Origin of the sequence: Streptomyces avermitilis MA-4680 = NBRC 14893, assembly GCF_000009765.2 — a bacterium.
GTDB lineage: Bacteria > Actinomycetota > Actinomycetes > Streptomycetales > Streptomycetaceae > Streptomyces > Streptomyces avermitilis.
The window spans coordinates 8,450,152-8,471,590 of the sequence record NC_003155.5; the positions used below are offsets into that span (position 1 = coordinate 8,450,152).

Below are 21,439 nucleotides of genomic sequence, written 5' to 3' on the forward strand. Positions count from 1 at the left end.
ACGCTCAGTCCGCGGACCCGGGCCGCCACGCGGTGCCGAGGACGCAGTACGAGGTGGGCAGCCGCGGCCCCTTCTCCGGCAGCAGCATCCGCCGGTAGGGGCCCAGCTCGAACCCGGCCTCGCGCACCGCGCTGACGGCGTCCCGCGTGAGGTGACAGCCGCCGTTGAGACGCGGCCACACCGTGCGGTCGAGGGCGCGCTGGGTTGCGGCCATCGCGCGCCCGCCGCCCGCGCCGTGCTCGAAGAACCGCAGCGTGCCCCCGGGCCGCAGCACCCGCCGCAACTCGCCGAGCGCCCGCGACACGTCCCGGACGCTGCACAGCACCAGGGAGACGACGGCCGCGTCGAAGGCCTCGCTCTTGACCGGCAGCGCCTCCGCCGCACCCGGCACCACGTCGACCGGCACATCGCAGCGCAGCGCCGCCTCGACCGCCAACTGCCGCAGCAGCCGCTCGGGTTCGATCGCGACGACCTCCGAGACGGCCCCGGGATAGTGCGCGAAGTTGAGACCGTTGCCCGCGCCGATCTCGATGACCCGGCCGCTGAGCCCGGCCAGCAGCCGGTCGCGTACGCCGCCCATCCCGAGCCGGGTCTCGGCGGTGACGCTGATCCGGGCGTAGGAGCGGGCGAACAGCGGATGGTGCACGGCGTCCCGCGACGCCTTGCCCGATCCGGCGGACCGCAGCGGCATGAGGACCTCCCTGGAGGACGGGCCTTACCCGCATTGTCCCCCGTACGGGCTGCGCCCACCCCCGCTGTGCGGCCCCCGTCGCGCGGGGGCCGCACCGGGCGCTGCCGGCGGCTCAGCCGACGAAGGTCCGCACCTGCTGGTAGACGCCGTAGTCGTTGTTCATGTCGGTGTGCGAGACGCACCCGACCTCGACATTGGTCGCGCCGCTCAGGATCGCGCTGGTGTCCGGGGTGAGCAGGTCGTCGCAGTTCGACCAGTAACTGGCGTACGCCACGCCGCCCGGCGTCTCGTCACCGGAGTTGAGGGAGGTCAGGAACGAGCTTCCGGTGTACATCTCCGAACAGGACGTGTAGAGCCACTTGCACCACGAGGCGACGGTCGTCCCGTGGTTCACCCCGGCGGTGGAGACGAAGTCGTCGACGTACGACGTCCCGCCGAGGTTCTTGAGGTAGTAACGGGCACTCAGCGCGCCCATGGAGTGCACGACCAGGTCGACCTTGGACGCGCCGGTCCTCGCGAGCACGCTCCTGACCTCGGTGGCCAGTTGCTGCGCGGTCGTCACATTCGACTGGGACCAGTCGTACGACCACGCGTCCAGCTCGGAGGCGGTGTAGCCGTCGGCCTCGAAGTCGGCGATCCAGTCGTCCCAACTGCTCGCCGAACTGCTGATGCCGTGGACGAAGATGACGGGGTCGTGGGTCGCGGCTCGAGCGGGGACCGCGGCCAGGGAGAGCGACAGAAGGATCGAAGCGACCGCGGCCGAGAAGACCGCGGTGACGCGCCGCACGCGGCGTTGCATGGTGCCTCCTGAAACGGGTGGGGTCTCTGGAGTGTCAGCCGGGTTCTACGCGCGCCGCATCGGTGAAATCGCCGGTCTTTACGGACCAGTTAACCCGCCAGTAACGTCAAACGCGTGGTGACTTCGGTGAACCCCTCGCCCCTTCCGCGGACTTCGACACCGCAGGTCACGCACGCGTGGCCGCGCCTGGACCCGCCCCTTCCCGAAGGCGTACGGGTACGGGTGCTGCGCGCCGCCCACGGAGACCCGCGCGCCGCCCTGGAACTCGCCTCCGTACTGAGCACCCGTCAGCTGACCGGCCTCGACCCGCTCCCGGCCGACCCCGCCTCCCTCGTCCCCGCAACTCTGCGGGCCCACCGCCGGGAGATCCGCGCCCTGCCCGACGACACCCGGCTGCTGCTCCTGCTCGCCGCCGCCGACCAGTACCCGGTCGCCACCCACGCCTTCCTGCGGGCGGTCGCCGCGGCCCGGCTCGACACCCGGCCCCTGGACGCCGCCGAGACCGCGCAGCTCGCGCACACCACGCCCGGCGGGATCGTCTTCCGCGACCCGTGGACCAGGATCGCCGCATACGAGACCGCCTCCGCGGCGGACCGGCGCGAGGCCCACCAGCTGCTGGGCCGGGTCCTGAGCGGCGCGGGTGAGGCACCCCGCCGGTTCTGGCACCGGGGCGCCGCCGCGCTCGGCCCCAGCAGACGGCTCGCGGCGCAGCTGGGACCGGCCGCGGCCCAGGCGCGCCGGGCCGGCGAACACGCCCTGGCCTGCGCCCTCGCGGAACGCGCCGCCGCACTCACCCCGGACCCGCACGAGCGGCCCCGGCTGCTCGCCCGCGCGGCGGCCGACGCCTGGCAGTCCGGCGACGGCGACCGGGCCCGCCGGCTGATCGCGGCCACGGACAACGACGCGCTGGGCGGTCTGCTGGCGCTCCGCGCGGGGAACGCCGGCGACGCCTTCGACGCGCTGCTCGCGGCGGCGGCCCGGCACGCGGCCGCCGCCCACGCCCTGCCACCGGGCGCCCCCGACCCCGCCGTCCACCTCCTCGCCCGCGCCACCGAAGCCGCCATCTACACCGGGGACCTGCGCCGCTGCCGGGAGGCGGCCGCCGTGGCGGACCGGCTCGGGATCGTGCCATCGGGCACGCTCGGCGGACTGGCGGCCGCGTTCGAGGGCCGCTACGCCGACGCCCGCGACCTGCTCCAGGCCGCCGCCGGGCGCTGCGGTCCCGGCGGCGATCCCACCCTGCTCATCCATTCCGGCATCGCCGCGCTGCTCCTCGGCGACCACACCGGCGCCGCCACCGCCACCGCGCGGGCGGCCGCCTCCGCCCGCACCAGGGGCGAGACGGTCACCGTCCCGCAGGCCATGGAGTTCCGGGCCTACGCCGAGTTCTGGACCGGGCGCCCGCGGGCCGCCGAGGCGGGCGCCCTGGAGTCGCTGCGCCAGGCGTACACCACCGGGCAGGACAACGGCGCCTGCCATCTGCAGGCCGCCCTCGCCATGTTCGCCGCCCTCACCGGCGACGCGGAGGTGTGCCGCGACCGGGCCGAGGCCGCCCGCTCCTACGCCCTGCCACGCGGCCTCGGTCTGCCGGCCGCCCTCGCCCTGTTCGCCCTGGCCTTCCTCGACCTCAGTACCGGCCGCTTCGCCGCCGCCGCGGCCCGGCTGCGCGCCCTGGCCGCTTTCGGCCCCGGCCACGGCCACCGCGCCATCCGGCACCTGGCCACCCCCCACTACGTGGAGGCGGCCGTCCGCACCGGCGACACCCGGGTCGCCCGCGCCGCCCACGCCGACTACGACCACTGGGCGCGCACCATCCGCAACCCCGACGAGCTGGCCCTGAGCGCCCGCTGCCGAGCCCTTTTGGCCGGCGGCCCCGAGGCCGTGGACCACTACCGCACGGCCCTCGACCTGCACGCCTGCGGTACCCGGGACTTCGAACGCGCCCGTACGGAGCTGCTGTTCGGCGGCGCACTGCGCCGGCTGCGCCGCCGGGCGGAGGCGCGTGACCGCCTGCACAGCGCCCTGGCGGCCTTCGAGCACTTCGGCGCCCCGCAGTGCGCGGCGCAGGCCCGGGCGGAACTCCGTGTTCTCGGCGGTCTGGGCGGTCTCGGCGAACCGTCCGCACCCGCCCGCGGCGCGGACGACCTGGCCGCCCGGTTGACCGCCCAGCAGCTGATGGTCGCCCGCATGGCCGCCGAGGGAGCCACCAACCGGGAGATCGCCGCCCGCCTGCTCCTCAGCCCACGCACCATCGACCACCACCTCCGGGGCGTCTTCGCCCGGCTGGGGATCCGGTCGCGCATCGAGCTGGTACGGCTCCTGGGCGAGACGGACGTGTGAGGCCTACGGCACGAACGCCGAGGCGAACGTGTCCGCGTCCCACGTTCCGCCCAGTCGGGGCGCCAGCCAACCCGGCGCCCCCGCACGGAAGCCGACGGGCGAGTGCGCGCCGGCCCCCGCCGGAATCGCGCCGAGCAGACCGGCTCCGGCCACGGCCGGCAGGTCGGCGAGGTTGCAACGGGAGGCGAGGTCGGGCGACTCGGGCCAGCTCCCGATGACGACACCCGCGAAGCCGATCTCCCGGCGCCGCAGTTCACGTGCCGTCAGCTCCGTGGTGTTCAGCGTGCCCAGTCCCGCCGACGCCACGACCAGCACCGGCGCGTCCAGCAGCCGGGCCGCATCCGCCAGGGTGCCGTCCGCGTCGTCGAAGCGCACGAGCAGCCCGCCCGCCCCCTCGACCAGCACGAGATCGTGCTCCACCGCCAGCTTCGCCGCGGCCTCGGCCACCTCGTGCGGCCCCACGGGCGGCAGACCGGCCCGCCGGGCGGCGGTCGCGGGCGCCAACGGCTCGGGATAGCGGGCGAGTTCGAGCGTCGTCACCGCACCCGCGAGACGGGCCACCTCGTCGGCGTCCCCGCGCTCGTCGGGCCGTACGCCCGTCTGCGCGGGCTTGAGCACGGCCACGGACCGCCCGGCCGCGACGGCGACCGCCGCGACGGCGGCCGTCGTGACCGTCTTGCCGACCTCCGTGCCGGTCCCCGTGATCACCAGTACCGACATGTCACCCTTCCCTTGCCGCCGCGCACACCGCGCCGGCGATCCGTGCCACATCCGCGTCACCCGTGACGTACGGCGGCATCGTGTAGACGAGGTCGCGGAACGGCCGCAGCCACACGCCCTCGCGCACGGCGGCCCGTGTCGCGGCCGCCATGGCCGCCTCGTCGAGGGGGCGGTCGAGCTGAACGACACCGATGGCCCCGAGGACCCGTACGTCCCGCACTCCGGGCAGGTCGGCCGCGGCGGCGAGCCCCTCGCGCAACCCCGTCTCGATCCGCTTGACCTCGGTCTGCCAGTCCTGCCCGAGCAGCAGGTCGATCGAGGCGTTCGCCACCGCGGCGGCGAGCGGGTTGCCCATGAAGGTGGGCCCGTGCGCGAGCACCGGCACCTCCCCCCGGGAGATCCCGTCGGCCACCCGCGCCGTGCACAGCGTCGCCGCCAGCGTCAGATAGCCGCCGGTCAGCGCCTTGCCCAGACACATCACGTCCGGCGTCACCCCGACGTGGTCCGCCGCGAACAGCGCGCCGGTGCGCCCGAAACCGGTGGCGATCTCGTCGAACACGAGCAGCACGTCGTGCGCGTCGCACGCCTCGCGCAGCACCCGCAGATAGGCGGGGGAGTGGAACCGCATCCCGCCCGCGCCCTGCACCACCGGCTCCACGATCACCGCGGCCAGTTCGTCGGCGTGCCGCTCGATCAGTTCGCGCAGCTGATCCGCGTACGACTCCTCGTAGGCGACCGGCGGCGCGTCGGCGAACACCTGGCGCTGGAGCACGCCCTGCCACAGCTCGTGCATCCCGCCCTGGGGGTCGCACACGGACATCGGCTGCCAGGTGTCGCCGTGGTAGCCGCCGCGCCAGGTCAGCAGCCGCTGCTTGCCGGGACGGCCGAGCGACCGCCAGTACTGGAGGCACATCTTGACCGCGACCTCGACCGAGACCGAGCCGGAGTCGGCGAGGAAGACGTGCTCCAGACCCTCGGGCGAGATGTCGACAAGACGCTTCGCGAGGCGCACGGCGGGCTCGTGGGTGAGCCCGCCGAACATGACATGGCTCATCCGCGACAGCTGCTCGCGCGCCGCTTCGTTGAGCACGGGGTGGTTGTAGCCGTGGATCGCCGACCACCACGACGACATGCCGTCGATCAGTTCGCCCGTTCCGTCGGCCATGCGCAGCCGCACCCCGCTCGCCGCCTCGACGACGAGCGGTTCCTGACGGCCGGGCATCGGCCCGTACGGGTGCCAGACGTGCCGCCGATCGAGGTCGAGCAGCTCGGCCAGGGACAGGTCAGGCATTGGGCGCGAGGTCCGTTCCGGCACCCCGGCGGCGTACGGCGACCAGGTCCGTACGGGCCTCGTCGGTCCGCGGCGCGGGAGCGGAACCGCAGGCTCCGCCGCCCTCGTGCGACCCGCACCCCGCGCTCTGCTCAGACCCGCAGCCGCCGGCCGGCGCCCGGTGCTCCGGCAGCGTCACCTGGTCGGCCCCCTCCACCTCGAACCCGGCGTCCGCGATCATCTCCAGGTCCGCCTTGCCCGCCTGGCCCTCGCTGGTGAGGTAGTCGCCGAGGAAGATCGAGTTGGCGAGGTGCAGCGCGAGCGGCTGCATCGTACGGAGGTGGACCTCGCGGCCGCCCGCGATGCGGACCTCGACGTCCGGGCAGACGAACCGGACCATCGCGAGGATGCGCAGACACCGCTGAGGCGTCAGGTTCCACTCCTTGGCGAGCGGGGTGCCCTCGAACGGGATCAGGAAGTTGACCGGAACGGAGTCCGGGTCCAGCTCGCGCAGCGAGTAGACCACGTCGACCAGGTCCTCGTCCGTCTCGCCCATGCCGGCGATCAGCCCCGAGCAGGCCGACAGGCCCGCCGCGTGCGCCTTCTGTACGGTCTCCACCCGGTCGGCGTACGTGTGGGTGGTCGTGATGTCCCCGTACGTCCCCTCGGACGTGTTGAGGTTGTGGTTGTAGGCGTCCGCGCCCGCCTCGCGCAGCCGGTCGGCCTGGCCGTCGGAGAGCAGACCGAGGCAGGCGCACACCTCGACGCCCTCGTTCTGGTCCTTGATCGCCTTGATGGTGTCGGAGACCCGGTCCACGTCCCGGTCCGTCGGGCCGCGGCCGCTGGCCACCAGGCAGACCCGCTTGGCGCCGCCGGCCAGCCCGGCCGCCGCGGCCTGCGAGGCCTCGTCCGGCTTGAGCCAGGTGTACTTCAGGATCTCGGCCTTGGAGCCGAGCCGCTGGGAGCAGTAGGAGCAGTCCTCGGGGCACAGGCCCGACTTGAGGTTGACGAGATAGTTGAGTTTCACCCGTCGGCCGAACCAGTGCCTGCGCACCTTGCCGGCCGCGGCCACCACATCGAGCACGTCGTCGTCGGAGGTGGCAAGGACGGCGAGCGCCTCGGCTCGGCTCGGCAGCTCGCGCCGAAGCCCCTTTTCCACCAGCGTGTTCAGCAGGTCCATGAGAGCCGATCCTGTCCTATGCGACGGGCCCGGGCCAAGGAGAGTTTGCACAACAGAGACGGTTCAACGTGTGGGTATTGCCACATCCTGGGCGGCCGACGGTCCCGCTAGGGTCTGTGCACTGCCTACAAAACACCCGTCACTACGGTCCGGAGGACACATGGCGTTCGGCTGGATCGACGAGCAGGCGCACACGCGCCGCCGGGCCGGTCTCGTACGCACCCTGCGCCCGCGCCCCGCCGACTCGCCCCTCCTCGATCTCGCGAGCAACGACTACCTCGGCCTCGCCCGCCATCCCGAGATCACCGAGGGCGCGGCCGAGGCGGCCAGGACGTGGGGCGGCGGCGCCACCGGCTCCCGCCTCGTCACCGGCACCACGGAACTGCACGGCGAACTCGAACGCGAGCTGGCCGACTTCTGCGGCTTCGAGGCGGCCCTGGTCTTCTCCTCCGGGTACGCGGCCAATCTCGCCGCGGTCACCGCGCTCGCCCCGCACGGCTCCCTGATCGTCTCCGACGCGGGCAACCACGCCTGGCTCATCGACGGCTGCCGGCTGGCGCGGGGCACCACCCAGGTCGTCGCGCACGCCGATCCGGACGCCGTGCGCAAGGCGCTGGGGACGCACGAGGGCCAGGCCGTCGCCGTCTCGGACACGGTCTTCTCGGTGGACGGCGACGCGGCCCCGTTGGCGGACCTCGCCGAAGCCTGCCGGCAGTACGGTGCGGGGCTGGTGATCGACGACGCGCACGGGCTCGGCGTCCTCGGCGACGGCGGCCGGGGCGCCCCCTGGGCGGCGGGGCTCGCGGGCGCGCCGGACGTGGTCGTGACGGTCACGCTGTCCAAGTCGCTCGGCAGCCAGGGCGGCGCCGTGCTCGGTCCGGCCCGGGTGATCGACCACCTGATCAACGCGGCCCGTACGTTCATCTTCGACACCGGGCTGGCCCCGGCGGCGGCGGGCGCGGCCCTCGCGGCGCTGCGGCTGCTGCGCCGCGAACCGGAGCGTGCCGCACGGGCCCGTACGGTGGCGAAGGAACTGCACACCCGGCTGACGGCGGAGGGCCACGAAGCGGTACGGCCGGACGCCGCCGTCGTCTCCGTGCGGGCGCCCTCCCCCGAGCAGGCGGTGCGGTGGGCGGCGGACTGCCGGGCGGCGGGTCTCGCCGTCGGCTGTTTCCGCCCACCGTCCGTGCCCGACGGCATCTCCCGGCTGAGGCTGACCGCTCGCGCGGACCTCACCGACGGTCAGATCGACCGTGCCGTGCGGGTGATCGGCGAGACGCGGCCATACGTCGGCGTAACGGCCGTGCATCGCACCTAGTGCGGGACGAGCGGTCGGCTGTCAGTCCAGTCCGGCGACGAATCCCTCCCAGGCCTCGGGGGCGAACAGCAGGGCGGGGCCGCTCACGTTCTTCGAGTCGCGGACGGCGACCAGGCCGGCCCAGGGGCCGGGGCCCGGCCGGGCCGTCTCGACGCAGTTGTTCATTCCCCGTGCTGCGGCTGCTGCGCAGCCACCGCACACCTGGCAGAGAGGTACTTGAGGATACGCACCGAGGCAGTGCAGTCATGGTGCCTCCTTACGAGCCGTCACCTAATGCGGCGCATGTAATCCAACGTGTCCTTGGGTGAAAGGGCGTGGAACCGAAGGGTGTCGAAGGCCTCGCTGTAGGCCTGGAGGTCTTCTTTCCGCTCGAGATAGAGGCTACTCGTCAGGTGGTCGAGAACAACCACATCCAGATCAGATCTGCTCGGAAAGGAGAAGATAACGAAAGGCCCGGTGATTCCGATGTGGGCCCCCGCGGCGAACGGCAGTACCTGAAGCCGCACTTGAGGCAGCTTGGCCGCCTCCAGCAGCCGTTCCAGCTGCTGCGTCATGACCTCCGGGCCGCCGACCTCCCGGCGCAGCACCGCCTCGTCGAGGACCGCGGTCAGTTCCAGCGGCGGGTTCGAACGCAGGACGTCCTGCCGGGCCAGCCGCACCTCCACCAGAGTGTCCAGCTTGGCGTCCTCCGCGCTGCCGACCGCGGCCCGGGTCACCGCCCGGGCGTACTCGGGCGTCTGGAGCAGGCCCGGCACCACCGAGGTCTCCAGCGTGCGCATCGCGCTGGCCTGCGACTCCAGACTGATGAAGTCGCGGTACGTCGGCGGCAGCACCCCGCGATAGGCATGCCACCAGTTCTGCCGGACGCCGCCGTCGTCGGAGCCCGCCAACACCAGCAGCAGCTCGCGCAGTTCGGGATCCTCGACGCCGTATACGTCCAAAAGCAGCCGTACGTCGGGCGGTTTCACCCCGCTGGAGCCCGTCTCGATCCGGCTCACCTTGGACTGGTGCCAGCCGACGAGACCGGCCGCCTGGCCACTGGTGAGGCCCGCCCGGGCGCGTAGGGAGCGTAATTCGGCGCCGAGTTTGCGGCGGCGCACTGCTGGTCCGTACTGCATGGCCGACTCCTTTCGCCCGGGAAGCGGGCTCGCGGCGACGGTAGAGGATGGGCCGAATGCCCACCCAAATACGGTCGGTCGTCGGAGAGTTCACCGCTTCGGGCGACAGATATATGCATATCTTGGTGGATCGGCACCGAGGCCGCCCTGGTGATGGCAGTCTGGCGCGAAGCACCAGTCCGGGACCGTACTCGAACCCTCCGCTCCGTGTCGGGCCCCGGTCCCGTGGGAAAGGGACGACGTCGCCATGGCAGATCACCAGGAAGCATCCGTCACTCTGCCGAGCGATCCCGCCTCGGTCTCCGCCGCCCGAAAATACGTCGCGAGTGTGCTGGCCGAATGGGGCCTGCCGGGCGACGCGGAAGTCGCGGACACCGTGCGCCTGATCGTGTCCGAGCTCGCCACCAACGCGGTCCAGCACACCTTCGGGCAGTCACCCACGTTCACGGTTGACATCGCGCTCGACCGCGACGAACACCTGCACATCGGTGTCACCGACAGCCATCCACGCTTCCCGAAACGACTGCCCGCGGCCGTCCAGCAGGACAACGGCCGCGGAATGGTCATCATCCGCTGGCTGACCGCCGAGTGCGGCGGCAGGATGCGGGTCCGGCCCACCCGGGAGGGCGGCAAGACGGTACTGATCGAACTCCCGTGGGCGGTGTCCGCGCAGCCGGTGACGGCAGGGGGGCAGCAAGAACCCTGACCGCGCTGAACTGTGCCGCACGGCTGCTTGAACCGGCCACCGGGAGAGCGCGGGCGCGGTGCGGCCGAGGTGTTCGGCCGTCCGGGTGATCGAGCCGGCCCCGGCGACCGCCGTCAGCGCCACGGGTCGGGGCGGGTCGGGGCGCAGGCATGGTCGCCGTGCCGCGTGTGGACGTCTGTCACGGCGTACGGACGCTGCGGTCGCCGCGCACGGCGCCGCGTGCAGCCCGGGCCGTCGTGGCCGTCACCGGCGCCGTTCTCAGGGTTCTCGGCGTGGTTCTGCTTCCGGGCCGGCCGGCCGCGCGAGAGCCGAACGCTGCGCCATCAGCGGCAGTACGACCCACAGGGCCACGCACACGGCCAGCGTCCCCGCGCCGGCGGCGATGCCGGCACCCCGGCCCAGGGCCACGTCCACCACGAGCAGCACCGACCCGGTGAAGGCCAGCATCAGCACTCCGAGGCCGATCGAGGCCAGGCGGGAGGAGAGCCGCACGATGGTGGGCTTGGCGTTCTGCTGGAACAGCCCCCGGTGCACCGCGGCGGGCGCCGTGAACAGCGCCGCGGCCAGCATGGAGAGCAGCAGCGTGGTGACGTACGTGGCGCGCTGCACCGTGTCGAGGGCCGGGAAGCGGGGGGTGAAGGCCAGGGTCAGCAGGAAGGCGAACAGGATCTGGACGCCCGTCTGGGTGACCCGCAGTTCCTGGAGCAGCTCCGCGAAGTTGCGGTCGGCGCGTTCCAGGGATGTCTCGTCGCGCAACGCTCGGGCAGGTCGGTCGGCCATGGGTGAACGAGTAACCGTTTCGGCCCGTGTCACGCCCCGTCGGGGTGACGGCGCGGCCGCGCCGTCACCCCGACGGGTGGGTCAGCTGACCCGGCCGTACCACACGCTCTTCGTCCAGATCTTCTGGAGCTTCACCACTTCCCCGGTCTTCGGGGAGTGCCAGATCTTTCCCTTCCCGGCGTAGATGCCGACGTGGTACACGCTCCGGCCCGAGTGGAAGAACACCAGGTCCCCTGCCTTGCGGTGGGACGCGGAGACATGGTGGGTCTTGTTGTACTGCGCCGCAGCCGTACGGGGCAGGCTCTTGCCCGCCTTCTTGAACGCGTAGAGCGTGAGCCCGGAGCAGTCGAAGCGGCGCGGCCCCGCGGCGCCCCACTTGTAGGGGGAGCCCTTCTTGGACGCCGCGATCTGGAGTGCCTTCGTCGCTGGTGTCGCGGCCGCGGCGTCGGAGGCGACGCCCGGGACCGCGATGCTGCCGCCCACGGCAGCAAGGGTGAGAGCTGAGGCCGTACCGGCCCTGGTCAGCAGCGAGGGGACACGATTGAGCGCAGACATGCGCAACCCTTCGTCAGCCGCCTGTGAAGGATGACCTGTCGGATTCGGACTGGCGAAGTAGCCCGGCCGCGTACTGCGGCTTCACCCCAAGGACCTTCCGGATCTCTCCGGAGGCCCGCCTTGCTGGGTCCTCCACTCCTGCCGATCCACTCCTGTCGACCAGTCATCCGGGCGGCGGCAGGACTCGGCGTCCGCCCGGACCGCCCCGCCGCTGTGGCGGGGGCTTGCCGTCAGGAAGGGATCTTCACCCACAGGTGTCCGAAAATCCCAACGGAACGGGGAGTTTGTGTTGTTACTCACCACTCACCCGTTCGGGTGGACACCCCTTGTTTTCGAACGGTGTTGGGAGCACCGAGGAGGCCCGGACCTGCACTGGAATGCTCTATTCCGCTTTTGGCTTACGCGCGTTGCGCAACTTGTACGGGCCTGAAAAATTGGGGCTTCTACGCTGATCGGGGGTACGCCATTTGGTTCGTTTGGAACCCGGGCCGGACGCTCGTGGCGCGCGGTGGGCGCCGGCCCGGGTGTGGGTGCGTCAACTGTCGGATCGCGGCGGCACGGTGACCCGGGCCGCGCGCCGCTCGCCGTCGAGGACGCGCAGGGCCTGCGCGAGGGTCGGGGCGTGCAGCTCGCTCTCGCCGCGCTGGTGCATCAGCGTCAGCGCGTCGCGCAGCGCGGTCGCCTTGCCCACCAGTGCCTGGGCGGCGCGCAGTCCGCGGTAGGTGTCTCCCGGGCGCGCGGGGTTGATACGGCCGAGGAGGTCGACCACGTCGAGGTAACGGTCGATCAGCTCGGCCTCGGCGCGGGTCAGTGCGGGCAGCGGAGGCAGTTCGGGCGGCAGCATCGGCGGCTCACCTCGCGCCGGGCGCGGCGGCGGACGACTTGCGGCTCGGGACGACCCGGTCGACCAGGCCGTACGCCACGGCCGCCGGCGCGTCCAGGATCTTGTCCCGCTCGATGTCGGCGGCGACGCGCTCGGGGCTCTGCCCGGTGTGCCGTACGAGCAGTTCCTCCAACTGCTCGCGGGTACGCGCCAATTCCGCGGCCTGGATGACCAGATCGCTCGCCTGGCCCTGGACCGGCGCGGGCAGCGACGGCTGGTGGATCAGCACGCGTGCGCCGGGCAGCGCGAGCCGCTTGCCCGGTGTGCCACCGGCCAGCAGCACGGCGGCGGCCGATGCCGCCTGCCCCAGGCAGATGGTCTCCACGTCGCAGCTGACGAACTGCATCGTGTCGTAGACCGCGGTCATCGCGCTGAACGAGCCGCCGGGGGAGTTGATGTACAGCGAGATGTCCCGGTCCGGGGCCAGGTGTTCGAGGTGCATGAACTGGGCCATCACATCGTTCGCCGACGTGTCGTCGATCGGTGTCCCGAGAAACACGATCCGTTCGTCCAGCAGCTTCGAGTACGGATCCAGTGTCCGGAGCCCGGTACTGAGGCGCTCGGTGAACTCGGGCAGGGCGTAGCGGGCGGACGGTCGGTTCATGGCTTGCCCCTCCTCGGAATGACTCCTGTCGAAAATGTACAGGACGTACAGACTGTGGGGAGGTCTCTCGCTGACAGCGAAAATCCCCGTGGGGCAAGGGCTCCACGGGGATGCGCGGCGGCTCGGAGCTCAGGGAAGAGGGGCGGGGCGGCGGCCGAAGTGTCTCGGAAGGGGACACGTCAACGGGATCCTCCACTCCGGGAGGCCCCCTGAGCCCGGTCTAAGCTGGAGGACATGGCCTACGAGATTCCCGTGACGCAAGCCAGGGCTGAGCTCGCCGATCTGATCAACCGTGTGGTGTACGGCGGCGAGCGCGTCGTCGTGACGCGGCACGGGAAGCCCCTCGTCGCCCTGGTCTCCGCGGCCGATCTGGAGCGGCTCGACAAGCTGGACGCGGCGGAGGAGCAGGTGGTCAGCGCGGTGTCCAGCGTCCGCGAGGTCGCCGCCGCACCCCGCGAGCGACAGCGCTTCGGCATCGCGGCCGAGCATCGGGGCCCGAATGCCTCGTAGGGCGTAGAAGAGTGCCGTAGACGAAGGGCACCGGGCGCAGTGGCGAGGTGCTCGGACCGGGTGGCGGCCAGTGAGTGGCCGAGAGCCCCGACCGGCCGCGGCCCCGGCTGCGTCTGTGGAGCTCAAGTCCAGCCCGGGAACGGATTGCCGAGCGACATGATCAGCAGTGCAGTGCAGTGCAGTGCAGTGCGGCGCGGCGCGGCGCGCCGAGCCTGACGCCGGCCGGCCCGGGGCGCGGCACGAGCCCGGTGGCGGCCGTGCTCACCGTCGGCGCCGGCGGCCCTGCGTGCCCGTCTCGGCGGCTCACCGGTCCTGTCGGCGCCCAGGCTGACCGTGTGCGAGACCGGCCGTCGCAAGTTTCACCAGGTGGCGGGTGACGGATAGGACGCCTGCGGCCGAAGTGGTCGGCGGCTGGGGCTCCTCTGCGGTGACGATGACCGCGCCGTATACGGTCCGGTCCTCGACCACCTCTCGCGCCGTGCCCACATGGGGGTGGCGGTCGGTCTCGAACGCGCCCTCGTGCCGCTCCCGTTGCCGCCGCATGCGGCCGGTCGCGGCCGCCGGGCCCGGCATGCCGAGCGGGAGGCCGCCGGGCGGACACGGCAGGCGGGTGCGGGTGGCGGGGCGGCCGACGGCGACGGGGGCACCGTTCTCCCCGGTGCGGGACCCCGGGGCTGGAGGTCACCAAAAAGAGCGGGCGTTCGGGCCGTCATGAGTGGATCAAGGGCTGGTTAACGTAGTTGAAACTCCGGCGAACTAGCCTGCCGATCCATGCCACCAGGGGTTTTCGTATCCGGAGTGCGCATGATCGCGCAATCTGTCTGTATGTTACATCTATCCCCGCCGCGGTGGCTGCGGCAGCCGGACCCCGCACGGTCCGGAGCGAGGACTGTGAGGTGGGACGCCGTGCAACTGACCCCGCACGAGCAAGAGAGGCTGCTGATCCATGTGGCAGCCGACGTGGCCGAGAAGCGCCGGGCCCGCGGGCTCAAGCTCAACCACCCCGAGGCGGTCGCGCTCATCACGTCGCACATCCTCGAAGGCGCGCGTGACGGCCGTACGGTCGCCGAACTCATGTCCTCCGGGCGCAAGCTGCTCACCCGGGACGACGTCATGGAGGGCATCCCCGAGATGATCCACGACGTCCAGGTCGAGGCGACCTTCCCGGACGGCACCAAGCTCGTCACCGTCCACGACCCGATCGTCTGACGGGGGGAGAGCGCGCCATGATTCCCGGAGAGATCCTCTTCGCCGACGGACCCGTCGCCTACAACGAGGGCCGCGAGGTCACCCGGCTGACCGTCCTCAACGCCGCCGACCGGCCCGTCCAGGTCGGCTCCCACTACCACTTCGCCGAGGCCAACCCCGGTCTGGACTTCGACCGCGCCGCCGCCCGCGGCAAGCGGCTCAACGTCGCCGCCGGCACCGCCGTGCGCTTCGAACCCGGAATCCCCGTCGACGTCGAACTCGTTCCGCTCGCCGGCGCCCGCGTGGTGCCCGGGCTGCGCGGGGAGACCGGAGGTGCCCTCGATGCCTGAGATCTCGCGTCCCGCCTACGCCGACCTGTTCGGCCCGACCACCGGCGACCGCATCCGGCTCGCCGACACCGATCTGCTGATCGAGATCGAGGAGGATCGTTCCGGCGGTCCCGGACTCGCCGGTGACGAGGCCGTCTTCGGCGGCGGCAAGGTCATCCGCGAATCCATGGGCCAGGCGCGCGCCACGCGTGCGGACGGCACCCCGGACACGGTCATCACCGGTGTCGTCATCGTCGACCACTGGGGCATCGTCAAGGCCGACGTCGGCATGCGCGACGGCCGGATCACCGGCATCGGCAAAGCGGGCAACCCGGACACCATGGACGGTGTGCACCCCGACCTGGTCATCGGTCCGGAGACCGAGATCATCGCGGGCAACGGCCGGATCCTCACCGCGGGCGCCATCGACGCGCATGTGCACCTGATCTGCCCGCAGATCGCCGACGAGGCGCTCGGCTCCGGGATCACCACCCTCGTCGGCGGTGGCACCGGCCCCGCCGAGGGCTCCAAGGCCACCACCGTCACACCCGGCCCCTGGCACCTGGCGCGGATGCTGGAGGCGATGGAGGAGTACCCGCTCAACTTCGGGCTCCTCGGCAAGGGCAACACCGTCTCGCACGACGCGATGCTGTCGCAGATCCGCGGCGGAGCACTCGGTCTCAAGCTGCACGAGGACTGGGGATCCACGCCGGCCGTCATCGACGCCGCGCTGACCGTCGCCGACCGGACCGGCGTCCAGATCGCCATCCACACGGACACGCTGAACGAGGCCGGCTTCGTGGGCGACACGCTCGCCGCGATCGGCGGCCGCGGCATCCACGCCTACCACACCGAGGGTGCGGGCGGCGGGCACGCGCCGGACATCATGAGCGTGGTCTCCGAGCCGCACGTGCTGCCCAGCTCCACCAACCCGACCCGGCCGTTCACCGTCAACACCGCCGAGGAACACCTCGACATGCTGATGGTCTGCCACCACCTCAACCCGGCGGTCCCCGAGGACCTCGCCTTCGCCGAGTCCCGCATCCGGCCGTCGACGATCGGGGCGGAGGACATCCTGCACGACCTGGGCGCCATCTCGATCATCTCGTCCGACGCCCAGGCCATGGGACGCGTGGGCGAGGTCATCATGCGGACGTGGCAGACGGCCCATGTCATGAAGCGGCGGCGCGGCGCGCTCCCCGGTGACGGCCGCGCGGACAACCACCGCGTACGTCGCTATGTCGCCAAGTACACGATCAACCCGGCACTCGCGCAGGGCCTCGCCCGCGAGATCGGCTCCGTCGAGACGGGCAAACTCGCCGACCTGGTGCTGTGGGAGCCCGCGTTCTTCGGGGTCAAGCCGCACCTCGTCATCAAGGGCGGACAGATCGCGTACGCGCAGATGGGCGATGCCAACGCGTCCATCCCCACGCCGCAGCCGATTCTGCCCCGGCCGATGTTCGGGGCGATCGGGCGCGCGCCGGCCTCGAACTCGTTCAACTTCGTGGCGCCGCTCGCCATCGAGGACGGGCTGCCGGAGCGGCTCTCGCTCGGGAAGCGGTTCGTGGCGATCGAGTCGACGCGCGGTGTGACCAAGGCGGACATGCGGGAGAACGACGCACGGCCGCGGGTACGGATCGACCCCGACAGCTTCGCCGTGCACATCGACGGGGAGCTGGTCGAGGCCACTCCGGCCGCCGAACTGCCCATGGCCCAGCGCTACTTCCTCTTCTGATGTCCCGCGCAGCACTGCTCGTCCTGGCCGACGGCCGCTTCCCCGCCGGAGGGCACGCCCACTCCGGCGGCGCCGAGGCGGCCGTCAAGGCCGGGCGCATCACGGACGCGGCGAGTCTGGAGAACTTCTGCCGGGGGCGGTTGCACACGGCGGGGCTGGTCTCGGCCGCACTCGCCGCCGCGGCCGCCCTCGGGATCGATCCGGTGACGCTGGACTCGGCCGCGGATGCCCGTACGCCCTCGCCCGCCCTGCGGGTTGCCGCGCGCAGGCTCGGGCGGCAGCTGATGCGGGCCGCCCGGGCGACCTGGCCGTCCACCGAACTGGACGCGCTGGCAAGGGAGTTCCCCAAGGGAGCCCATCAACCCGTGGTACTCGGAATGGCCGCCCGCGCCGCCGGCCTCGCGCCCGACGACGCCGCGTACTGCTCGGTGTACGAGAGCGTCAGCGGTCCGGCGACCGCGACGGTACGCCTGCTGAGCCTCGACCCCTTCGACGCCACGGCCGTTCTGGCCCGGCTCGCGCCCGAGCTGGACCGCATCGCACACCAGGCGGCCGGAGCCGCTCGCCAGGCACTCGACGACGGCGTCGACATGCTGCCCGCGGCCTCCGCTCCGCTGCTGGAGATCAGCGCGGAGGCACACGCGGCCTGGCCGGTGCGCCTCTTCGCCTCATAGAAACCCTGGAGCCGCTCCATGCATCTCGACCACGCCCACACCCATGACGGCCCCTCCGCCGTGAGCGCGGACGCCCACCGGCCCGACGGCACCCGGCGTGCCCTGCGGATCGGCCTCGGCGGACCGGTCGGGTCCGGGAAGACCGCGACCGTTGCCGCGCTGTGCCGTGCCCTGCGCGACGCGTTCTCCCTCGCCGTCGTCACCAACGACATCTACACCCGCGAGGACGCCGAGTTCCTGCTGCGGGAGGCCGTGCTGCCGCCCGAGCGGATCACCGCCGTGGAGACCGGCGCCTGCCCGCACACCGCCATCCGCGACGACATCTCCGCCAACCTGGAAGCCGTGGAGGACCTGGAGGACGAAGTCGGGCCGCTCGATCTCGTCCTCGTCGAGTCCGGGGGCGACAACCTCACCGCCACCTTCTCCAAGGGGCTCGTCGACGCGCAGATCTTTGTCATCGACGTGGCCGGCGGGGACGACATTCCGCGCAAGGGCGGCCCCGGGGTCACCACCGCCGACCTGCTCGTCGTCAACAAGACCGACCTCGCGCCGTACGTCGGCTCCGATCTGGGGCGGATGGCCGCCGACGCCAAGGCGCAGCGCGCCGAACTGCCCGTCGTCTTCCAGTCGCTCCGCACCGAGCCCGGGGTCGCCCCCGTGGCCGACTGGGTGCGGGCGCGGCTCGCCGCGTGGGCGGCATGACCGCGGCAGGGGTGCGGGCGACCGCGCGGATCGGGGCCCGGGGCGACGGACGCGGCGGTACGTCGCTGCCCGTACTGGAGGGTGAGGGGCCGCTCGCGCTGCGGCGCACCCGGGCGAGCGGCTCCGAGGCGCGGGTCATGCTCGTCGGGGCGATGAGCGGCCCGCTGGGCGGCGACCACTTCACCGTCGAGGCGACGGTCGCCGCAGGTGCCCGGCTGCACGTCGGGTCGGCGGCCGCCACCATCGCGCTGCCCGGCCAGGCCAAGGGCGAGGCCCGTTACGACGTGCTGCTCGACGTCGCCGCAGGGGGCGAGCTGCGCTGGCTGCCCGAGCAGTTGATCTCGGCGGGCGGCAGCGAGCTGTATGTCTCCACGCGCATCGATCTCGAACCCGGCGCCCGGCTCGTCTTCCGCGAGGAACAGGTGCTCGGGCGCGTCGGCGAGGAACCCGGGCGCCTCACCAGCCGTCTCACCCTGCGCATCGGGGGGCGTGCGGTGCTCGACCAGGAGCTGGCCTGCGGACCGGGGGCGCCCGGCGGCTGGGACGGGCCCGCCGTGCTCGGAGGACATCGCGCTCTGGGACAACTCGTCGTCGTGCGGCCGGAGTTCGAGCGGGAGCCGGTGCGGGCCCGGCTGCTTGGGGAGTCCGCCGCGCTGACCCCGCTCGGCGGGGCCGCGGCGCTCGTGACCGCGCTCGCCCCGGACGCGCTTTTGCTGCGCCGCGTGCTGGACGAGGCACTGAGCAGCCTCGGCTGAACCGGCCCCTCTCCGCTCAACGGACAAGCGCGTACCGGTTATCGGATTGGCAAAGAAGCCACGTCACCCCTGTTCTCAGGGACCTCACAGCCGAAAGGATCCCCGTACCATTCGCAACGATGTACGGGGAGGCCCCACTTGAGGGGTATGAGACCGACGAGACGGGTCACGGCACTGGGTTCGGCCGGAGCGCTCGTGACGGCGACTCTGATAGCCGGTGCCATGGCGGCACCGTCGGCCACCGCCGACTCGCGTCACGGTCAGGACCGGGAGGCCCGCGGCGCCGCGATCGCCGCCGCGCGGGCCGCCAAGGCCGGGATCGACTGGCAGGACTGTCCGGCCGACTGGGGCTTCGCCAAGCCGATCCAGTGCGGCTGGGTCACCGTCCCGCTCGACTACGCCCGCCCGAACGGCAAGAAGATCAAGCTTGCCGTCGACCGCATCGGGAACACGGGTACCAAGGAGGAGCGCCAGGGCGCCCTCGTCTACAACCCGGGCGGCCCCGGCGGCTCCGGCATGCGCTTCCCGACCCGGGTCACCAACAAGAACCCGATCTGGACCAACGTCGCCAAGGCGTACGACTTCGTGGGCTTCGACCCGCGCGGTGTCGGCCACTCGGCGCCCATCTCCTGCATCGACCCGCAGGAGTTCGTGAAGGCGCCCAAGGCCGATCCGGTCCCGGGCTCCGAGGCGGACAAGCGTGCCCAGCGCAAGCTCGCCGCCGAGTACGCGGACGGCTGCGCCGAGCGCAGCGGCGACATGCTGCCGCAGATGACCACGCCCAACACCGCGCGCGACCTGGACGTCATCCGCGCCGCCCTCGGTGAGAAGAAGCTCAACTACCTGGGCGTCTCGTACGGCACCTACCTCGGTGCCGTCTACGGCACGCTCTTCCCGGGCCACGTCCGCCGCATGATCGTGGACAGCGTCGTCAACCCGTCGCGGGAGAAGATCTGGTACGAGGCCAACCTCGACCAGGACGTCGCCTTCGAGGGACGCTGGAAGGACTGGGAGGACTGGGTCGCCAAGAACGACGCGACCTTCCACCTCGGCGACACCCGTGCCAAGGTGCAGAAGCAGTGGCTGACGCTGCGCGCCACGGCCAAGAAGAGCCCCCTCGGCGGTGTGGTCGGTCCGGCCGAGCTGATCTCCTTCTTCCAGAGCGCTCCGTACTACGACTCCTCGTGGGTGCCGGTCGCGACGACGTTCAGCAAGTACGTCGCCGGTGACACGCAGGCGCTCGTGGACGCGGCCGCACCGGACCTGTCGGACACCGCGGGCAACATCGCCTCGGAGAACAGCAACGCGGTCTACACGGCCGTCGAGTGCACCGACGCCAAGTGGCCCACCAGCTGGAAGAAGTGGGACAAGGACAACACGCGGCTCAACAAGGACTACCCGTTCATGACGTGGGCCAACGCGTGGATGAACCTGCCCTGCGCCACCTGGCCGGCCAAGCAGCACACGCCGGTGAACGTGAAGACCCACAAGGGCCTGCCCGCCGTGCTGATCGTGCAGTCCGAGAATGACGCCGCCACCCCGTACGACGGCGCCGTCGAGCTGCACAAGCGCTTCAAGGGCTCCCGCCTGATCACCGAGAAGGACGCGGGCTCGCACGGTGTCACCGGTCTGCTCAACCCCTGCGTCAACGACCGGGTGAACACCTACCTGCTCACGGGCGGGACGGACGGCGCCGACGTGACGTGCGCCCCGCACGCCACGCCCAAGCCGTAGTCGTAGCCGCTAGGTGTGCGATGGAGGGGTGGCCGGGATTCCGGTCACCCCTTCGTCATGCCGACAGCCGTCAACTCAGCGGGATCCGGGGAAACTTGCGGGCCTTCGCCGCCTTCTCGGCGGCCTCCTCGGCCTTGACGACCGCCGCGTACCGGTCGACGTACTCCTGTTCGGAGAGCGTGAGGATGGCGTACATGATCTCGTCGGTGATGGCGCGCAGGACCGCCTTCTCGTTCTCCATACCGGCGTAGCGGGAGAACTCCAGGGGCTTGCCGAAGCGGATCACGACGGGGTGGATGTTCGGGATGACCTTGCCCGGCGGCTGGGCCTCGAAGGTGCCGATCATCGCGCAGGGAATCACCGGGACCCCGGCCCGCAGGGCCATCACCGCGACGCCCACCTTGCCCTTGTAGAGGCGGCCGTCGTGCGAGCGCGTGCCCTCCGGGTAGATGCCGAGCAGCTCGTCCTTGCGCAGCACGCCGAGGCCTTCGCGGATCGCGGCCTGGCCCGCGTCCTTGCCGGAGCGGTCCACCGGGATCTGTCCGGCGCTGCGGAAGAACGCGGCCGTGAGCCGGCCCTTGATGCCGGGGCCCGTGAAGTACTCGGCCTTCGCCAGGAAGGTGATGCGCCGTTTGAGGATCGCGGGCATCAGGAAGTGGTCCGAGAACGACAGATGGTTGCCCGCCACGATGGCCGGGCCCGACGACGGTACGTGTTCGAGACCCTCGATCCGAGGCCGGAACACCAGCTTCAACAGCGGTCCGAGAATCACGTATTTGAGCACGTAATAAAACACGCCGACGCTCCTTTGGTCCCCCTCGGGAGCGATCAGTGTAGGCGTGGCCGTC

At 71.9% G+C, this 21,439-nt stretch carries 21 protein-coding genes, 2 pseudogenes and 1 riboswitch; of the genes and pseudogenes, 11 read left to right on the forward strand and 12 right to left on the reverse strand.

What is annotated here, in order from left to right:
- Nucleotides 1-4 precede the first annotated feature (4 nt).
- Together SAVERM_RS36415 and SAVERM_RS36420 are read right to left on the reverse strand one after the other, a co-directional pair.
- Nucleotides 5-691, reverse strand: a complete 687-nt coding sequence (locus tag SAVERM_RS36415) for a class I SAM-dependent methyltransferase (protein ID WP_010988483.1) — start codon at nt 689-691, stop codon at nt 5-7.
- Between the two features lie 112 nt (nt 692-803).
- A complete protein-coding gene (locus SAVERM_RS36420) occupies nt 804-1,490 on the reverse strand; it encodes an esterase/lipase family protein (RefSeq protein WP_010988484.1) in 687 nt (228 codons plus the stop codon).
- A gap of 114 nt (nt 1,491-1,604) precedes the next feature.
- Between SAVERM_RS36420 and SAVERM_RS36425 the strand changes: the two genes are divergently transcribed.
- The gene (locus tag SAVERM_RS36425; RefSeq protein ID WP_010988485.1) at nt 1,605-3,830 is read left to right on the forward strand and encodes a helix-turn-helix domain-containing protein; all 2,226 of its coding nucleotides are present in this window, start codon (nt 1,605-1,607) and stop codon (nt 3,828-3,830) included.
- Between the two features lie 3 nt (nt 3,831-3,833).
- Here the strand turns inward: SAVERM_RS36425 and bioD are convergent, their stop codons facing one another.
- The 3 genes from bioD to bioB are packed head-to-tail and all read right to left on the reverse strand — an operon-like array spanning nt 3,834 to nt 7,000.
- A complete protein-coding gene (gene bioD, locus SAVERM_RS36430; RefSeq protein ID WP_010988486.1) occupies nt 3,834-4,550 on the reverse strand; it encodes a dethiobiotin synthase in 717 nt (238 codons plus the stop codon).
- A gap of 1 nt (nt 4,551) precedes the next feature.
- On the reverse strand, nt 4,552-5,841 hold the full coding sequence (locus tag SAVERM_RS36435; protein ID WP_037647024.1) for an adenosylmethionine--8-amino-7-oxononanoate transaminase: 1,290 nt from the start codon (nt 5,839-5,841) through the stop codon (nt 4,552-4,554).
- On the reverse strand, nt 5,834-7,000 hold the full coding sequence (bioB, locus tag SAVERM_RS36440; RefSeq protein ID WP_010988488.1) for a biotin synthase BioB: 1,167 nt from the start codon (nt 6,998-7,000) through the stop codon (nt 5,834-5,836). Before bioB ends, SAVERM_RS36435 begins: the two co-directional genes overlap by 8 nt.
- Nucleotides 7,001-7,160: 160 nt before the next feature.
- On the opposite strand from bioB, the gene SAVERM_RS36445 reads away from it, so the two are divergent.
- On the forward strand, nt 7,161-8,318 hold the full coding sequence (locus SAVERM_RS36445; RefSeq protein ID WP_010988489.1) for an 8-amino-7-oxononanoate synthase: 1,158 nt from the start codon (nt 7,161-7,163) through the stop codon (nt 8,316-8,318).
- Between the two features lie 21 nt (nt 8,319-8,339).
- Here SAVERM_RS36445 and SAVERM_RS36450 read toward each other — a convergent pair.
- Both SAVERM_RS36450 and SAVERM_RS36455 read right to left on the reverse strand, forming a co-directional pair.
- Nucleotides 8,340-8,565 (reverse strand): annotated as a pseudogene (locus tag SAVERM_RS36450) (DUF397 domain-containing protein).
- A gap of 9 nt (nt 8,566-8,574) precedes the next feature.
- A pseudogene (locus SAVERM_RS36455) lies at nt 8,575-9,436 on the reverse strand (helix-turn-helix domain-containing protein).
- A 247-nt stretch (nt 9,437-9,683) separates the two neighbouring features.
- Here SAVERM_RS36455 and SAVERM_RS36460 point away from each other — a divergent pair.
- Nucleotides 9,684-10,142 (forward strand): ATP-binding protein, encoded by a 459-nt coding sequence (locus tag SAVERM_RS36460; RefSeq protein ID WP_010988492.1) that lies wholly within the window; start codon nt 9,684-9,686, stop codon nt 10,140-10,142.
- Nucleotides 10,143-10,400: 258 nt separating this feature from the next.
- Here SAVERM_RS36460 and SAVERM_RS36465 read toward each other — a convergent pair whose 3' ends face one another.
- The 4 genes from SAVERM_RS36465 to SAVERM_RS36480 form a co-directional block, all read right to left on the reverse strand.
- Nucleotides 10,401-10,922, reverse strand: a complete 522-nt coding sequence (locus SAVERM_RS36465; protein WP_037647032.1) for a DUF6328 family protein — start codon at nt 10,920-10,922, stop codon at nt 10,401-10,403.
- 81 nt (nt 10,923-11,003) lie between these two features.
- Entirely contained in the window at nt 11,004-11,477 is a 474-nt protein-coding gene (locus SAVERM_RS36470; protein ID WP_010988494.1) for a C40 family peptidase, read from the reverse strand.
- Between the two features lie 3 nt (nt 11,478-11,480).
- Nucleotides 11,481-11,661, reverse strand: a riboswitch (cyclic di-AMP (ydaO/yuaA leader).
- A 351-nt stretch (nt 11,662-12,012) separates the two neighbouring features.
- A complete protein-coding gene (locus tag SAVERM_RS36475; protein ID WP_010988495.1) occupies nt 12,013-12,321 on the reverse strand; it encodes a hypothetical protein in 309 nt (102 codons plus the stop codon).
- A gap of 7 nt (nt 12,322-12,328) precedes the next feature.
- Nucleotides 12,329-12,964, reverse strand: coding sequence for an ATP-dependent Clp protease proteolytic subunit (locus tag SAVERM_RS36480; protein WP_010988496.1), 636 nt, complete (start codon nt 12,962-12,964; stop codon nt 12,329-12,331).
- Between the two features lie 234 nt (nt 12,965-13,198).
- On the opposite strand from SAVERM_RS36480, the gene SAVERM_RS36485 reads away from it, so the two are divergent.
- From SAVERM_RS36485 to SAVERM_RS36525, 8 genes are all read left to right on the forward strand, one after another.
- Nucleotides 13,199-13,474, forward strand: a complete 276-nt coding sequence (locus SAVERM_RS36485) for a type II toxin-antitoxin system Phd/YefM family antitoxin (protein ID WP_010988497.1) — start codon at nt 13,199-13,201, stop codon at nt 13,472-13,474.
- Nucleotides 13,475-14,380: 906 nt separating this feature from the next.
- Nucleotides 14,381-14,683 (forward strand): urease subunit gamma, encoded by a 303-nt coding sequence (locus SAVERM_RS36495; protein ID WP_010988499.1) that lies wholly within the window; start codon nt 14,381-14,383, stop codon nt 14,681-14,683.
- A 17-nt stretch (nt 14,684-14,700) separates the two neighbouring features.
- Entirely contained in the window at nt 14,701-15,012 is a 312-nt protein-coding gene (locus tag SAVERM_RS36500; RefSeq protein WP_010988500.1) for an urease subunit beta, read from the forward strand.
- Nucleotides 15,005-16,726 carry an urease subunit alpha gene (locus SAVERM_RS36505; RefSeq protein ID WP_010988501.1) on the forward strand — a complete coding sequence of 574 codons (1,722 nt, stop codon included), beginning with the start codon at nt 15,005-15,007 and terminating at the stop codon, nt 16,724-16,726. Before SAVERM_RS36500 ends, SAVERM_RS36505 begins: the two co-directional genes overlap by 8 nt.
- Nucleotides 16,726-17,400, forward strand: a complete 675-nt coding sequence (locus SAVERM_RS36510; RefSeq protein WP_010988502.1) for an urease accessory protein UreF — start codon at nt 16,726-16,728, stop codon at nt 17,398-17,400. The genes SAVERM_RS36505 and SAVERM_RS36510 overlap by 1 nt, the downstream gene beginning before the upstream one ends.
- Before the next feature lie 18 nt (nt 17,401-17,418).
- Nucleotides 17,419-18,102 (forward strand): urease accessory protein UreG, encoded by a 684-nt coding sequence (gene ureG / locus SAVERM_RS36515; RefSeq protein WP_010988503.1) that lies wholly within the window; start codon nt 17,419-17,421, stop codon nt 18,100-18,102.
- Entirely contained in the window at nt 18,099-18,857 is a 759-nt protein-coding gene (locus tag SAVERM_RS36520; RefSeq protein WP_010988504.1) for an urease accessory protein UreD, read from the forward strand. Before ureG ends, SAVERM_RS36520 begins: the two co-directional genes overlap by 4 nt.
- Before the next feature lie 138 nt (nt 18,858-18,995).
- Complete coding sequence (locus tag SAVERM_RS36525) at nt 18,996-20,591, forward strand: alpha/beta hydrolase (protein ID WP_010988505.1); 1,596 nt, start codon at nt 18,996-18,998, stop codon at nt 20,589-20,591.
- A 70-nt stretch (nt 20,592-20,661) separates the two neighbouring features.
- Here SAVERM_RS36525 and SAVERM_RS36530 read toward each other — a convergent pair whose 3' ends face one another.
- On the reverse strand, nt 20,662-21,387 hold the full coding sequence (locus SAVERM_RS36530; protein ID WP_010988506.1) for a lysophospholipid acyltransferase family protein: 726 nt from the start codon (nt 21,385-21,387) through the stop codon (nt 20,662-20,664).
- Nucleotides 21,388-21,439: the final 52 nt, after the last annotated feature.

Coding starts and splice junctions, on each gene's coding strand:
- SAVERM_RS36470 (WP_010988494.1), bottom strand. CDS start 11,477: ATGTCTGCGCTCAATCGTGTCCCCTCGCTGCTGACCAGGGCCGGTACG.
- ureG (WP_010988503.1), top strand. CDS start 17,419: ATGCATCTCGACCACGCCCACACCCATGACGGCCCCTCCGCCGTGAGC.
- SAVERM_RS36435 (WP_037647024.1), bottom strand. CDS start 5,841: ATGCCTGACCTGTCCCTGGCCGAGCTGCTCGACCTCGATCGGCGGCAC.
- SAVERM_RS36505 (WP_010988501.1), top strand. CDS start 15,005: ATGCCTGAGATCTCGCGTCCCGCCTACGCCGACCTGTTCGGCCCGACC.
- SAVERM_RS36465 (WP_037647032.1), bottom strand. CDS start 10,922: ATGGCCGACCGACCTGCCCGAGCGTTGCGCGACGAGACATCCCTGGAA.
- SAVERM_RS36475 (WP_010988495.1), bottom strand. CDS start 12,321: ATGCTGCCGCCCGAACTGCCTCCGCTGCCCGCACTGACCCGCGCCGAG.
- SAVERM_RS36420 (WP_010988484.1), bottom strand. CDS start 1,490: ATGCAACGCCGCGTGCGGCGCGTCACCGCGGTCTTCTCGGCCGCGGTC.
- SAVERM_RS36510 (WP_010988502.1), top strand. CDS start 16,726: ATGTCCCGCGCAGCACTGCTCGTCCTGGCCGACGGCCGCTTCCCCGCC.
- bioD (WP_010988486.1), bottom strand. CDS start 4,550: ATGTCGGTACTGGTGATCACGGGGACCGGCACGGAGGTCGGCAAGACG.
- SAVERM_RS36485 (WP_010988497.1), top strand. CDS start 13,199: ATGGCCTACGAGATTCCCGTGACGCAAGCCAGGGCTGAGCTCGCCGAT.
- SAVERM_RS36460 (WP_010988492.1), top strand. CDS start 9,684: ATGGCAGATCACCAGGAAGCATCCGTCACTCTGCCGAGCGATCCCGCC.
- SAVERM_RS36480 (WP_010988496.1), bottom strand. CDS start 12,964: ATGAACCGACCGTCCGCCCGCTACGCCCTGCCCGAGTTCACCGAGCGC.
- SAVERM_RS36415 (WP_010988483.1), bottom strand. CDS start 691: ATGCCGCTGCGGTCCGCCGGATCGGGCAAGGCGTCGCGGGACGCCGTG.
- SAVERM_RS36445 (WP_010988489.1), top strand. CDS start 7,161: ATGGCGTTCGGCTGGATCGACGAGCAGGCGCACACGCGCCGCCGGGCC.
- SAVERM_RS36520 (WP_010988504.1), top strand. CDS start 18,099: ATGACCGCGGCAGGGGTGCGGGCGACCGCGCGGATCGGGGCCCGGGGC.
- SAVERM_RS36500 (WP_010988500.1), top strand. CDS start 14,701: ATGATTCCCGGAGAGATCCTCTTCGCCGACGGACCCGTCGCCTACAAC.
- bioB (WP_010988488.1), bottom strand. CDS start 7,000: ATGGACCTGCTGAACACGCTGGTGGAAAAGGGGCTTCGGCGCGAGCTG.